The 13,945-nt window shown below is 73.1% G+C and carries 11 protein-coding genes; 7 read left to right on the forward strand and 4 right to left on the reverse strand.

Translation table 11 applies throughout. The features are described from left to right. The first annotated feature begins 174 nt into the window (after positions 1 to 174). Positions 175 to 1,728, forward strand: coding sequence for an RNA polymerase sigma factor (locus ACFW6A_RS33905; RefSeq protein ID WP_351849303.1), 1,554 nt, complete (start codon positions 175 to 177; stop codon positions 1,726 to 1,728). Between the two features lie 149 nt (positions 1,729 to 1,877). Next, on the forward strand, positions 1,878 to 2,699 hold the full coding sequence (locus tag ACFW6A_RS33910; protein ID WP_351849305.1) for a serine protease: 822 nt from the start codon (positions 1,878 to 1,880) through the stop codon (positions 2,697 to 2,699). Between the two features lie 189 nt (positions 2,700 to 2,888). On the opposite strand, the gene ACFW6A_RS33915 is transcribed toward ACFW6A_RS33910, so the two are convergent. Beyond that, positions 2,889 to 3,119 (reverse strand): hypothetical protein, encoded by a 231-nt coding sequence (locus ACFW6A_RS33915; RefSeq protein ID WP_030495106.1) that lies wholly within the window; start codon positions 3,117 to 3,119, stop codon positions 2,889 to 2,891. A gap of 436 nt (positions 3,120 to 3,555) precedes the next feature. Between ACFW6A_RS33915 and ACFW6A_RS33920 the strand changes: the two genes are divergently transcribed. From ACFW6A_RS33920 to ACFW6A_RS33930, 3 genes are all read left to right on the forward strand, one after another. Beyond that, on the forward strand, positions 3,556 to 5,673 hold the full coding sequence (locus ACFW6A_RS33920; protein ID WP_351849308.1) for a DNA topoisomerase IV subunit B: 2,118 nt from the start codon (positions 3,556 to 3,558) through the stop codon (positions 5,671 to 5,673). A 297-nt stretch (positions 5,674 to 5,970) separates the two neighbouring features. Next, positions 5,971 to 6,342, forward strand: coding sequence for a DUF485 domain-containing protein (locus tag ACFW6A_RS33925; RefSeq protein WP_386482722.1), 372 nt, complete (start codon positions 5,971 to 5,973; stop codon positions 6,340 to 6,342). Next, on the forward strand, positions 6,339 to 7,931 hold the full coding sequence (locus tag ACFW6A_RS33930; RefSeq protein ID WP_351849313.1) for a cation acetate symporter: 1,593 nt from the start codon (positions 6,339 to 6,341) through the stop codon (positions 7,929 to 7,931). The genes ACFW6A_RS33925 and ACFW6A_RS33930 overlap by 4 nt, the downstream gene beginning before the upstream one ends. Positions 7,932 to 7,945: 14 nt before the next feature. Here ACFW6A_RS33930 and ACFW6A_RS33935 read toward each other — a convergent pair whose 3' ends face one another. Further along, positions 7,946 to 8,626, reverse strand: a complete 681-nt coding sequence (locus ACFW6A_RS33935) for a response regulator (RefSeq protein WP_386645413.1) — start codon at positions 8,624 to 8,626, stop codon at positions 7,946 to 7,948. Further along, positions 8,623 to 10,314, reverse strand: coding sequence for an ATP-binding protein (locus ACFW6A_RS33940; RefSeq protein ID WP_386645416.1), 1,692 nt, complete (start codon positions 10,312 to 10,314; stop codon positions 8,623 to 8,625). Before ACFW6A_RS33940 ends, ACFW6A_RS33935 begins: the two co-directional genes overlap by 4 nt. Before the next feature lie 263 nt (positions 10,315 to 10,577). On the opposite strand from ACFW6A_RS33940, the gene ACFW6A_RS33945 reads away from it, so the two are divergent. After that, a complete protein-coding gene (locus ACFW6A_RS33945) occupies positions 10,578 to 11,627 on the forward strand; it encodes a CobW family GTP-binding protein (protein ID WP_386645419.1) in 1,050 nt (349 codons plus the stop codon). A 7-nt stretch (positions 11,628 to 11,634) separates the two neighbouring features. On the opposite strand, the gene ACFW6A_RS33950 is transcribed toward ACFW6A_RS33945, so the two are convergent. Next, complete coding sequence (locus tag ACFW6A_RS33950) at positions 11,635 to 13,152, reverse strand: FAD-dependent monooxygenase (RefSeq protein WP_386645422.1); 1,518 nt, start codon at positions 13,150 to 13,152, stop codon at positions 11,635 to 11,637. A gap of 42 nt (positions 13,153 to 13,194) precedes the next feature. Between ACFW6A_RS33950 and ACFW6A_RS33955 the strand changes: the two genes are divergently transcribed. Then, positions 13,195 to 13,863 carry a TetR/AcrR family transcriptional regulator C-terminal domain-containing protein gene (locus tag ACFW6A_RS33955; RefSeq protein WP_351849327.1) on the forward strand — a complete coding sequence of 223 codons (669 nt, stop codon included), beginning with the start codon at positions 13,195 to 13,197 and terminating at the stop codon, positions 13,861 to 13,863. The last annotated feature ends 82 nt before the right edge of the window (positions 13,864 to 13,945 follow it).

The following is a 13,945-nucleotide window of genomic DNA, read 5'->3' on the forward strand; positions in this document are numbered from 1 at the left end:
TGCGATGACCTAAGAGGTGACAGCCGAGGAAGGAATACAGCAGCCGGTGCAGGCGCTGTGCACTTCCCCGGTCCAGCCCGCGCCGTCGGCACATTCCCCGTCGACGGTCGTCGGCTCCGGCCCGATCCTTCGGGCGGGGCCGGAAGCCGTTTCCATCGTTCCGAGAGGTTGTTCGTGTCGGCCAGCACATCCCGTACGCTCCCGCCGGAGATCGCCGAGTCCGAGTCTGTGATGGCGCTCATCGAGCGGGGAAAGGCTGATGGGCAGATCGCCGGCGATGACGTGCGTCGGGCCTTCGAGGCTGACCAGATTCCGCCAACCCAGTGGAAGAATGTTCTGCGCAGCCTCAATCAGATCCTCGAGGAAGAGGGTGTGACGCTGATGGTCAGTGCAGCGGAGTCGCCGAAGCGCGCCCGCAAGAGCGCAGCAGCGAAGAGCCCGGCCAAGCGCACCGCCGCCAAGACCACCGTCACCGCCCGGGCGACGACGGTGACGAGGACCACCGTCGCGACCGGCTCGGCAGCCCCCGCGGCCGAAAGCGCCGACCCGGCCGACGAGGCCGCGTCGCCCGCCAAGAAGGCGGCCGCGAAGAAGACCGCCGTCAAGAAGACGGCGGCCAAGAAGACCGTCGCCAAGAAGACGGCGGCCAAGAAGACCGCGTCCAAGAAGTCCGACGACGAACTGATCGAGGGCGAGGAGCTGCTCGAGGACGTCGCGCCGGGCAAGGACGAGGAGGAGACCGAGGGCGAGACCAAGGGCTTCGTCCTGTCCGACGAGGACGAGGACGACGCGCCCGCCCAGCAGGTCGCCGTCGCCGGTGCCACCGCGGACCCGGTCAAGGACTACCTGAAGCAGATCGGCAAGGTCCCGCTCCTCAACGCCGAGCAGGAGGTCGAGCTCGCCAAGCGCATCGAGGCCGGTCTCTTCGCCGAGGACAAGCTCGCCAACTCGGACAAGATCGCGCCCAAGCTCAAGCGCGAGCTGGAGATCATCGCCGAGGACGGCCGCCGCGCCAAGAACCACCTCCTGGAGGCCAACCTCCGTCTGGTGGTCTCGCTGGCCAAGCGCTACACCGGCCGCGGCATGCTCTTCCTGGACCTGATCCAGGAGGGCAACCTGGGTCTGATCCGCGCGGTCGAGAAGTTCGACTACACCAAGGGCTACAAGTTCTCCACGTACGCCACCTGGTGGATCCGCCAGGCGATCACCCGCGCCATGGCCGACCAGGCCCGCACCATCCGTATCCCGGTGCACATGGTCGAGGTCATCAACAAGCTCGCGCGCGTCCAGCGCCAGATGCTCCAGGACCTGGGCCGCGAGCCCACCCCGGAGGAGCTGGCCAAGGAACTCGACATGACCCCCGAGAAGGTCATCGAGGTCCAGAAGTACGGCCGTGAGCCGATCTCCCTCCACACCCCCCTGGGTGAGGACGGCGACAGCGAGTTCGGTGACCTCATCGAGGACTCCGAGGCGGTCGTCCCGGCCGACGCGGTCAGCTTCACGCTCCTCCAGGAGCAGCTCCACTCGGTCCTCGACACGCTCTCCGAGCGTGAGGCCGGCGTGGTCTCCATGCGCTTCGGCCTCACCGACGGCCAGCCGAAGACGCTCGACGAGATCGGCAAGGTCTACGGCGTGACCCGCGAGCGGATCCGCCAGATCGAGTCGAAGACGATGTCGAAGCTGCGCCACCCGTCGCGCTCGCAGGTCCTGCGCGACTACCTCGACTGACCGGTCCGGTCCGTCAGAGGCGCACGACAGCGGACGAAGGGTCCGGTTCCCCGCTCGGGAGCCGGGCCCTTCGGCCGTTCGCGGGTGCAGGGGACCCCTCCGTGGCGGACGCTGGGTGAACGTACATCAGCGGAGAGTCAGGAGGCTCCATGCGTGGTCCCTTCGCCCGAGCGTTGACGGGTGCCCTGGGTCTGGTCACGGCGATGGCGGGACCGGTGGCCGGTGCCGCCCCGGCCGCCGCGGACGGCGTCGTGGTGGGCGGCAGCCCGGCCGCGATCACCGACGCCCCCTGGGTGGTGGCGCTGTCCAGTCGTGACCGGTTCGGGGGTACGCGGGCGGGCCAGTTCTGCGGCGGGGTCGTGGTGGCGCCCACGAAGGTGCTCACGGCGGCCCACTGCCTGGGCCGTGAGGTGCTCGGAGGCGAGCCCTGGCAGCTGCGGGACTTCTCGGTGATCGCGGGGCGGGCGGCGCTGCGCGGGCAGGGCGGGCAGGAGGTGCGGATCGCGAGCACCTGGGTGAACCCCGACTACGACCCGACGACCAACTCGGGCGACCTCGCCGTGCTCACGCTCGCCGAGCCCCTCCCGCGGTCCTCCGTCATCGAGGTGGCGTCGCGCGGCGACGCGGCGGAGGAGCCGGGGACGGCGGCCGAGGTGTACGGCTGGGGCGACACGAGCGGGAACGGCAGTTACGCCTCCTCGCTCCGCTCGGCGCGCGTCCAGGTGCTCCCGGACGCGGCCTGCGAGCGGGCGTACCCGGCCGGCTTCGGCGGGGCCTCGTACCGCAAGGAGACCATGCTGTGCGCCGGCGACCCCCGGGGCGGCCGGGACGCGTGCCAGGGCGACAGCGGGGGCCCGCTGGTGGCGCGGGGGGTGCTGGTCGGGCTCGTCTCCTGGGGCAGCGGCTGCGGGCAGGCCGAGAACCCCGGGGTCTACACGCGGGTGTCCACGGTGCTGCCCGAGCGGCTCTGAGGGGCCTCGGGGCACCTCCACGGGCGACCCCCGGCCCTGACGCCCGGCGTCCCCCTGCGGTACGACGCGGAAGCGCCGCCCCGCAGGGGCTCCGGGCACGAGAACGGGCGGTCATCCCCCTGGTCGGGGATGACCGCCCGTCGTCCGGTCGTCAGGGACCGGTCCTGAGCTCGTCGTGGCCGCGCGGCGTCAGTGCTCGTCGCCCACCGTGCGGGCCGGCACATCGGTCAGCCGGTCCGTCTCATCCTGTATCTCAACGGCGATCTTCTTGAGTTCCGGCTCGAACTTGCGACCGTGATGGGCGCAGAAGAGCAAGTCACCTCCGCTGGCCAGGACGACACGCAGGTAAGCCTGGGCGCCGCAGCGGTCGCAGCGGTCAGCGGCCGTCAGGGGGCTCGCGGGGGTCAGAACAGTAGTCACGTCGCCTCTTCTCTAGCTCGACGAGCTGTCGTACCAGGGCCAACATCCAACCAGGCCGAAAACGTTCCCGCTCGTGGCTTTTCCTTGAAACTTTTTCCCAAGGTGGCTGTCTGCTGCCGGTTGGCGGCGAATGAGCCGTATTGCGTCGCTCTACGGGTTTCGCATTGCTGTGGTGGGTCGGTTGCCCTCCCGGCGGGGTTGCCGGTTGTTGATGAGGACGTGCCCGGAGCCTAGATGGTTCATGCCGGGAAGGGAACGTGATGTTCGCGTCACCCCTTCGAGGGATCGAACATCCATGCGAGTCTGGACTAGCATGAGTAAACCGGGAGGGTGGCGTTTCAGCGGCCCCACCAGGCATCGGTACCCTCTGAGCGGTGAGCGACGCCGGTACTCACCCCATCGTGCAAGATTTCAAATTCAGCGAGGAGCGAACCGCGTGACCGCCGAAACGTCCGCGCCGTCCAGTGCGCTGCTGACCGCAGACCGTGACGGTTCCAACTACACCGCGCGGCACCTGCTCGTCCTCGAAGGGCTCGAAGCGGTCCGCAAGCGCCCCGGAATGTACATCGGGTCCACGGACAGCCGCGGCCTGATGCACTGCCTCTGGGAGATCATCGACAACTCGGTCGACGAAGCCCTGGGCGGCTACTGCGACCACATCGACGTCATCCTCCACGACGACGGGTCGGTCGAGGTCCGGGACAACGGCCGGGGCATCCCGGTCGACGTCGAGCCCAAGACCGGCCTGTCCGGCGTCGAGGTCGTCATGACCAAGCTGCACGCCGGCGGAAAGTTCGGAGGCGGCTCGTACGCGGCCTCCGGCGGTCTGCACGGCGTCGGCGCCTCCGTGGTCAACGCGCTCTCGGCCCGCCTCGACGTCGAGGTCGACCGGAACGGCGCCACCCACGCGATCAGCTTCCGGCGCGGCGTCCCCGGCATCTTCACCGAGCAGGGCCCGGACAGCCCCTTCGACCCGTCGAGCGGCCTGGTCAAGGGCAAGCGGGTGCCCAAGACCCGCACCGGCACCCGCGTCCGCTACTGGGCCGACCGCCAGATCTTCCTCAAGGACGCCAGGCTCGCCCTGGAGACCCTGCACCAGCGCGCCCGCCAGACGGCCTTCCTCGTGCCCGGCCTCACCATCGTCGTCCGCGACGAGCGGGACCTGGAGGGGATCGGGAAGAGCGAGGAGGTCTTCCGCTTCGACGGCGGCATCAGCGAGTTCTGCGAGTACCTCGCCCAGGACAAGGCCGTCTGCGACGTGCTGCGCCTCACCGGCCAGGGCACCTTCAAGGAGACCGTCCCCGTCCTCGACGACCGCGGCCACATGACCCCCACCGAGGTCACCCGCGAGCTCGGCGTCGACGTCGCCCTGCGCTGGGGCACCGGGTACGACACCACCGTCCGGTCCTTCGTGAACATCATCGCCACCCCCAAGGGCGGCACCCACGTCTCCGGCTTCGAGCAGGCCGTCACCAAGACCGTGAACGAGGTGCTGCGCTCGGCCAAGCTGCTGCGCGTCGCCGAGGACGACATCGTCAAGGACGACGCCCTGGAGGGCATGACCGCCGTCGTCACCGTCCGCCTCGCCGAGCCGCAGTTCGAGGGCCAGACGAAGGAGGTCCTCGGCACCTCGGCGGCCCGCAGGATCGTCGCCACCGTGGTCGCCCGCGAGCTCAAGGCCTTCCTGACCTCCACCAAGCGGGACGCCAAGGCCCAGGCCCGGGCCGTCCTGGAGAAGGCCGTCGCCGCGGCCCGCACCCGGATCGCCGCCCGCCAGCACAAGGAGGCGCAGCGTCGGAAGACCGCCCTGGAGACCTCCTCGCTGCCGGCCAAGCTGGCCGACTGCCGCAGCGACGACGTCGAGCGCAGCGAGCTCTTCATCGTCGAGGGGGACTCCGCGCTCGGCACCGCCAAGCTCGCCCGCAACAGCGAGTTCCAGGCCCTGCTGCCGATCCGCGGCAAGATCCTCAACGTCCAGAAGTCGTCCGTCTCGGACATGCTCAAGAACGCCGAGTGCGGCGCGATCATCCAGGTCATAGGAGCGGGCTCGGGCCGCACCTTCGACATCGACGCGGCCCGCTACGGCAAGGTCATCATGATGACCGACGCCGACGTCGACGGCTCGCACATCCGGACGCTGCTGCTGACCCTCTTCCAGCGCTACATGCGCCCGATGGTCGAGGCCGGCCGGGTATTCGCCGCCGTGCCGCCGCTGCACCGGATCGAGCTGGTCCAGCCCAAGAGGGGCCAGGACAAGTACGTGTACACGTACTCCGACAGCGAGCTGCGGCAGACGCTCCTGGAGTTCCAGCGCAAGGGGGTCCGCTACAAGGACGCCATCCAGCGCTACAAGGGCCTCGGCGAGATGGACGCCGACCAGCTCGCGGAGACCACGATGGACCCGCGCCACCGCACCCTGCGCCGGATCAACATCGGCGACCTGGACGCGGCCGAGACGGTCTTCGACCTGCTGATGGGCAACGACGTGGCGCCCCGCAAGGAGTTCATCACCAGCTCGGCGGCGACGCTCGACCGCTCGCGCATCGACGCCTGAGCCGCACCGCACCACCGTCCGGCACACGCACCGCGACGCACCGCAACGGCCCGGCCCCGCTCCACGGGGGCCGGGCCGTTCGGCGTCCATACGCATATCGGCCCGGTCCGGTCAGGAGCCGGACCGAAGGATCACCTGATGGGGTGAAGACCGGAGGGAGAAGAGTCCGGGATCTCCCCACTCTGTCCATCCTTGGGCACGCGGCCGAAACGGTTCGCTGACAAGGAGAGTTGACCGGTGGAACAGCTGGACGAACAGGAGCGCGCGGAGGCGCGGGGCGACGGGGCGGCGGAAGGGGTGCCCCGGCAGCGGTACGACGAGGCCGCGCACCGCGCGCCCGGGGCGGCCGAGATCTACCTGGAGGTCCAGCGCAGTCCCGCCTTCCAGGAGGTGCGCCGCCGCTACCGCCGCTTCGCCTTCCCCGCGAGCGCGGCCTTCCTCCTCTGGTACCTCGCCTACGTCGTCGCCGCCACGGCCGCCCCCGGCCTGATGGCCCGCCCGGTGGCCGGCGCGGTCAACGTGGCGATGATCGCGGGCCTCGGCCAGTTCCTCACCACCTTCCTCCTCACCTGGGCCTACGCGCGCCACGCCCGGCTGCGCCGGGACCGGGCGGCGCTCGAACTGCGCTGGGACACCCAGGAGATGACGAGGGGGGCCGGACAGTGGTGACCGGAGACCACCAGACCCTCGCCCTGCTGCTCTTCAGCGCCTTCGTCGCCGTGACCCTCGGCATCACCACCTGGGTGAGCCGCAACCGGCACGGCTCGGCCGAGGAGTTCTACGCGGGCGGCCGGCTCTTCTCGCCGATGGAGAACGGCTTCGCCATCGCCGGCGACTACATGTCCGCGGCCTCCTTCCTCGGCATCTCCGGCCTCATCGCGCTCTACGGCTACGACGGCATGCTCTACTCGGTCGGCTTCCTGGTCGCCTGGCTGGTCGTGCTGCTCCTGGTCGCCGAACTCGTCCGCAACTGCGGCCGGTTCACCCTCGCCGACGTCGTCGCCGCGCGGATGGCCGAACGGCCCGTCCGCATCGCGGCCGGCACCTCCTCGGTGGCCGTGTCGGTGCTCTACCTGGTGGCCCAGATGGTCGGCGCCGGCAGCCTGGTGGCCCTCCTCCTCGGCGGCACCGGCGAGGCGGCCCGCACCTGGACGGTCGTCGGCGTCGGCGCGCTGATGGTGATCTACGTGTCGCTGGGCGGGATGCGGGCCACCACCTGGATCCAGATCGTCAAGGCGGTGCTGCTGATGGCGGGCACCGTCGCGCTCACCGTGCTCGTCCTGGTCCGCTTCCACGGCGACGTCGACAGCCTGCTCAGCACCGCCGCCGAGCGCAGCGGGCACGGCGGCGCCTTCCTCGGCCCGGGACTGCGCTACGGGGGTGACTGGACGGCCCGGCTCGACTTCATCAGCCTCGGCCTCGCGCTCGTCCTCGGCACCGCCGGGCTGCCCCACATCCTGTCCCGCTTCTACACCGTGCCCACCGCGCGGGCCGCCCGGCGCTCCGTCGTCTGGTCCATCGGCCTCATCGGCGGCTTCTACCTGATGACGATCGTCCTCGGCTTCGGCGCCGCCGCCCTCATCGGCTCCGAGGAGGTCCGCGCCTCCAACGCCTCGGGGAACACGGCCGTCCCGCTGCTCGCCCTCGACCTCGGCGGGGGAGCGGGCTCCACCGGCGGCACGGTGCTCTTCGCGGTCGTCGCGGCCGTCGCCTTCGCGACCATCCTCGCCGTCGTCGCCGGGATCACCCTGGCCTCCTCGGCCTCCGTCGCCCACGACCTCTACGCCTCGCTGCGCAGGCCCGGCGGCAGGCGGTACGGCGAGGTCGCGGTCGCGCGGGTGGCCGCCGCCGTCATCGGGGCCGCCGCGATCGGGCTCGGCCTGCTGGCCAGCGACCTCAACGTGGCCTTTCTCGTCGGCCTCGCCTTCGCGGTCGCCGCCTCGGCCAACCTCCCGGTGCTGCTGTACTCGCTCTTCTGGCGCCGCTTCACCACCCGGGGCGCGGTCTGGTCCGTCTACGGCGGGCTCGTCCCGGCGGTGCTCCTGGTGCTGCTGTCACCGGTGGTCTCCGGCAGCCCGGAGGCGCTCTTCCCGGGCGTCGACTTCCAGGTCTTCCCGCTGCAGAACCCGGGCGTGGTCTCCATCCCGCTCGGCTTCCTCGCCGGCTGGCTCGGCACGGTTACCTCGCCCGAGCCGCCCGACGAGGCGCGGCACGCCGAGACCGAGGTGCGGGCGCTCACCGGCGCCGGCGCCGTCTGAGCCCGCCCGGCGCGTCAGGGCGAGGAGACCCAGGTGTAGCGGTGCTCGGGGCGGCCGGTCTCGCCGTACCGGAGGGAGAGCCGTACCCGCCCGGAGCGTTCGAGGAGCTTGAGGTAGCGCTGGGCGGTCTGGCGGCTGACGCCGGCCCGCTCGGCGAGCTCCTGGGTGGAGAGCGGGCCCTCGGCGGCCAGCAGCACCCGGCGGACCAGCTCGGCCGTGGTCGGGGAGTGCCCCTTGGGCAGGCCGGGGGCGGCGGTGCCCGCCGCCAGGGTGCCGAAGATGCGGTCGACCTCGGCCTGCTCCGCCTCGCCGCCGTTCTCCAGGGTGCGGCGGAGCGTCGCGTACGCCTCCAGCTTGGAGCGCAGTCCGGCGAAGTCGAACGGCTTCACCAGGTACTGGAGGGCGCCGTGCCGCATCGCCGCCTGCACGGTCGCCACGTCCCGGGCCGCGGTCACCATGATCACGTCGCACTGGTGGCCGCGGGCCCGCAGCTCGCGGATGGCGGCGAGACCGTTCTCGTCGGGGAGGTAGTGGTCGAGGAGGACCAGGTCCACCGGCCGGCCGTCCAGGACGGCCAGGGCCTCCGCCGTCGAGTGGGCGGTGGCGGCGACCCGGAAGCCGGGCAGCTTGGTCACGTACGCTGCGTTCACCCGCGCCACGCGGGCGTCGTCGTCGACGACGAGCACGTCGATCACCGGAATCGCTCCTCGGCCGGGGTCGGGTCCGCCGGCCCGCGCGGTGCGGGCGGCGAGGTGTCCGTCAGGGCGTCCGGCAGGACCACGGTGAACTCCGCCCCGCCGGCCGGGCCGGCCGCCACGCGCGCGGTGCCGCCGCGCCGTTCGGCGAGCCGCCGCACCAGTGCCAGGCCGAGACCGCGCCGGCCGTGGGCGGGCGGTTCCTTGGTCGTCCACCCCTCGGTGAAGATCAGCTCCCGGCGCTCCTCGGGGACGCCGGCGCCGCTGTCGGCGACCCGCAGGACCACCGTCCGGCCCTCGGCGCGCAGCGCCACCTCGACCCGGGCGTCCGGGGTGCCGGCCGCGGCGTCCAGGGCGTTGTCGACGAGGTTGCCGACGACGGTGACCAGCTCGCGAGGGTCGACCAGCCGGTCGGGGAGCAGGGAGTCGGCGGCGACCCGCAGCGCGACGCCGCGCTCGGCGGCGACCGTCGCCTTGCCGACCAGGAGGGCGGCGAGCAGCGGGTCGTGGACCTTCTCGGTCACCTGCTCGGCGGTCGTCCGGTGGACCCCGACGACCTCGGTGACGAAGTCGGCCGCCTCCTCGTACAGCTCCAGCTCCAGGAGCCCCAGGAGGGTGTGCAGACGGTTGGCGTGCTCGTGGTCCTGGGCCCGCAGGGCGTCGATCAGGCCGCGCGTGGAGTCCAGCTCCCGGCCGAGCCGCTCCAGCTCGGTGCGGTCGCGCAGGGTCGCCACGGCGCCGCCGTCGTCCGTGGGCATCCGGTTGGCGATCAGCACCCGGTGCCCCTGGACGGTCACCAGGTCGGCGCCGCTCACCCGGCCGGTCAGCACGTCCGCGGTGCGGCCCGGGCCGAGGAGCGCGTCGAGCGGCCGCCCGGCGGCCTCGGGGCCGAGGCCGAGGAGGCGCTGGGCCTCGTCGTTGAGGAGCCGTACGGAGCCCTTCCGGTCGAGGGCCACCACGCCCTCGCGGATGCCGTGCAGCATCGCCTCGCGCTCGGCGAGCAGCGCCGAGATGTCGGAGAAGGCCAGGTCGCGGGTCTGCCGCTGGATCCTCCGGGAGATCAGGTACGCCGCCAGCGCGCCGGCCGCGAGCGCGCCGCCCGCGTAGGCCAGGAGGCCGGGGATCGCGGAGAGGAGGCGGTCGCGGACGCTGTCGTACTCGATGCCGACGGAGACCGCGCCGACGATCCCGCCGTCGGCGTCCCGCAGTGGCGCCTTGCCGCGCGCCGAGCGGCCGAGGGTGCCGCTGTCGATCTCCATGACCTCGCGGCCGGCCAGGACCTCGCTCGGGTCGGTGGAGACGGTCCGGCCGATCTGGGCGGGGTCGGTGTGCGACCAGCGCACGCCGCGGGTGTCCATGACCACCACGTACTCGGCGCCGGTCGCCGCCCGGATCCGTTCCGCCTCGCGCTGCACCGGCCCCGTCGCCGACGGGGGGCCGCCGGCCAGGTCGCCGGCCGTGCGGGTGGAGGCCATGGTCTCCGCGATGGCGAGGGCCCGCCGCATGGCCTGGTCGTCGAGCTGGGCGCTCAGCGGGGCCAGGAAGAAGCCGGTGGCCAGCACCGTGACGCCGGTGGCGACGGCCAGCTGCATCAGCAGCACCTGCGAGAACACCCGCCGCGGCCACCCTAGCCGTCGCCGGCGGCGCCCGTCGGGGCGTGCGGAGGGGAGCGAAGCGGTGCCGGTCATGCCCGAAACGGTACGGGGGCGGCGCACGCGACCGGAAACGCGGCGGTGGCAGGGGGCGGAGCCGGGCGGTCCGGAGGGCGCCACGCGCGCGTGGCGGGGCGGGTTCCGCCGGGGAGGGACCGCGCGGGGCTTCCGGAGGGTGCCCACGCGCGCGCGTGGGGCAGGGGTACCAGGGAGGCGGGCTGCCTATCCTGGAGGGCCGGCCGCTCCTGGGAGCCGGCCCGGGAGCCGTGTCTCGTACCGTCCAGCGAAAGGCCTGCTTCTTGAGCGCGCAGCAGATCCCCGTCGTCGTCCTCGCCGGGTTTCTCGGGGCGGGGAAGACCACGCTCCTGAACCAGCTGCTGCGCGGCGCGCGGGGGACCCGGATCGGGGTCATGGTCAACGACTTCGGCGACATCGGGATCGACGCGATGACGGTGGCCGGGCAGGTGGGATCGACCGTCTCCCTCGGGAACGGCTGTCTGTGCTGCGCGGTGGACGCGAGCGAGCTGGACGAGTACCTGGAGGTGCTGACCCGGCCCGAGCTGCGGCTGGACGTGATCGTCATCGAGGCCAGCGGGCTCGCCGAGCCGCAGGAACTGGTCCGGATGGTGCTCGCGAGCGAGAACCGGCGGACCGTCTACGGCGGTCTGGTCGAGGTCGTCGACGCCGCCGAGTTCGACGCCACCCGGCGCCGGCACCCCGAGACCGACCGCCACCTCGCCCTCGCCGACCTGGTCGTCGTCAACAAGGCGGACCGGGTCTCCGGGGAGGAGCTGAGGGCCGTCCGGGAGACCGTCGCGCGGCTCGCGGACCGGGCGGCGGTGATCGAGGCGGAGCACGGCCGGATCGATCCCGAGCTGCTCTTCGACCGGGTCGTCCCGGAGGACGAGATCGCCGGCCAGATGTCGATCGAGGACATCCTCTACGCCGACGAGGGCGGCCACGCCCACCCGCACGCGGCCTACGACACCGTCTCCCTGGCCACGGCGGTCCCGCTGCACCCCCGGCGGCTGATGGCCTTCCTCGACTCGCGCCCCGAGGGGCTGTACCGCATCAAGGGCTTCGTGGACTTCGGCGCCGCCGACCCCGACCACCGCTACCTGGTGCACGCCGTCGGCCGCTTCCTGCGCTTCTACCCGGAGCCCTGGCCGGCCGGCGGGGAGCGCCTCTCGCAGCTGGTCCTGATCGGCTCCGGCGTCGACGCGGCGGCCCTGCGCAAGGAACTCGCCGGCTGCGAGGTCGACGGCCCCGCGGACGCCCCGGACGAGCACGGCATGTGGGGCGTCCTCCGGTACGTGCCGCAGGGCGACGAGCCGCCGGCGGAGGAGTAGGGCCCTCTCAGGCGGGCACGCCCGCGGGAGAGAGGCCGACGGCGGCCAGGTAGGCGTCGAAGCTCGCGTCGGCGCGCGGGCCGGCCCAGCCCACGTACCCGTCCGGGCGGATCAGGAAGACGCCGGTGCCGTACGGCTCGCAGGCCGCGAGCCGGGCCGCGCGGACCGGCTCGGGCAGGGCCGCCGGGGGCTCGGCGGCCCCGACCGCGAGCAGGGTGAAGTGCGGGCCCCGGAAGAGGTCGAAGAGGCGCCCCCCGCCGCACGGGCCGTCCGGGGCGCGGTCGCCGGCGCGCACGGCGGCCTCCGGCGCCCCGGGGCGGGTGTCCACCGCGAGCGCCGAGTCGCGGTAGCCGACGCCGAGCTGCTGGACGTCCCCGCCCCGCTGGGGGGCGTCGCCGTCGGCGGTGGCCCGGTGGAGGCGGGTGCTGAGCCCCAGGACGTCCGCCGCGACCGGGCGCCGCTCGGCCTCGTAGCTGTCCAGGAGCGCGGCCGGGGCGCCGTGCAGCAGCACCTGCGCGAGCTTCCAGCCGAGGTTGTACGCGTCCTGGACGCCCGTGTTGAGGCCCTGGCCGCCGGCGGGGGAGTGGACGTGGGCCGCGTCGCCCGCCAGGAAGACCCGGCCCTCCCGGAACCGGTCCGCCAGCGCCGCCCGGGCGCGGTAGTCGGAGGCCCAGGGCACCTCCGTGACCTCCTCCGCCGCGAGCGGCGTCCGGGCGGCCAGCAGCGCGCGGACGCCCTCCGGGGTGGTGTCCACGCCGGCGGCCGGGTCCTCGAAGGTGGCGGCGAGCTGGAACAGGCCGTCACCGCCCGGCAGCGGACAGAGCGCCACCCCGCCGTCCGCGGCCCGCCAGACGTGCCAGTGGTCCCGGTCGGCCACCGCCCCGGGGGAGATCCGCACGTCGGCGACGAGCATCGGGCGCGGGTCGACGGTCTCGCCGGTCATGCCGATGCCGAGCGCCCGGCGGACCGTGGAGCGGCCCCCGTCGGCACCGACGAGGTAGGCGGCCCGGACGGTCTCCCCGGTGCTCAGCCGGGCCTCCACGCCCTCGTCGTCCTGGCGCAGGCCGGTGAGCGCGGCCCCGAACCGGACGGCGCCGCCCAGCTCCGTCAGCCGGGCGTGGAGCAGCTCCTGGGTGCGGGACTGCGGGATCAGCAGGGTGTTCGCGTACGGCACCTGCTCGGTGGGCTCGGAGCGCTCGATCATGTCCCACTCGCCCCGCCGCTCGGTGCCCTCCCAGGCCAGCATCCGGGGGTACGGCCCCCCGGCCGCCAGCACCCCGGGGAGGACGCCGAGGTCGTCCAGGACCTCCTGGGTGCGCGGCTGGAGCCCCTTGCCGCGCGAACCGGGGAAGAGGCCGCCGGCCCGCTCCAGGAGGAGCGCCCGGACGCCCCGGCGGGCGAGGTCGAGGGCGAGCACGAGCCCCGTCGGGCCCGCCCCGGTGATGACGACGTCGGTGTCCCCGTGTGCTGTCACGGCTGACCGCCTCCATTCCTTAACGGCGTTAAATCGCGGTGCCCCCAGCATCGCCTTAACGTCGTTAAGGAGTCAAGGGGATACCGTGACGGGGTGGCGACCAAGAAGACGAGCAAGCTGGACCCCGGCCTGGTGGCGGAGACCGCCCTGCGGCTGCTGAACGAGCGGGGCCTGGAGGGACTCACGCTCCGCGCCATCGCCCAGGAGCTGCACGTCCAGGCCCCCGCCCTGTACTGGCACTTCAAGAACAAGCAGGCGCTGCTCGACGAGATGGCGACCGTCATGTACCGCCGGATGGTCGCCGACCCGGCCGCCCGGCCGGCCCCCGGGCGGAGCTGGCAGGAGCTGATGCTGACCGCCAACCGGGGCCTGCGCGCCGGACTGCTGCGCTACCGCGACGGCGCGAAGGTCTACAGCGGGGCCCGGTTCACCGGCAGCGACCACGCCCAGGACATGGAGCGCCAGCTCGGGGCCCTCGTCGACGCCGGGTTCTCGCTGCGCGAGGCGGTGCGGGCCAGCACGACGGCGTACATGTACACGCTCGGCTTCGTCACCGAGGAGCAGGGCACCGAGGCCCGGCCCGGCGATCCCCGCGAGGGCTTCGACATCGAGGAGCGGGCCCGGCGCCTGGCCGCGTACCCGCTCGCGGCGGCGGCCGGCGCCGAGATCTTCGCCGGCTACGACGAACGGTTCGAGGAGGGGCTGCGGCTGATCATCGCCGGCATCGAGACGGTGTACGCCCCCGGCGCCGCCCGCGCCTGAGGGGATGCGGGCGCCCCGGCGCCGCCCGCGTCCGAGAGGGCCGGGCGCACGCGACGAAGCCCCCGCTCCGGTCGGGAGCGGG

Origin of the sequence: Streptomyces sp. NPDC058758, assembly GCF_042746075.1 — a bacterium.
In the GTDB taxonomy this organism is placed as follows: Bacteria; Actinomycetota; Actinomycetes; order Streptomycetales; family Streptomycetaceae; genus Streptomyces.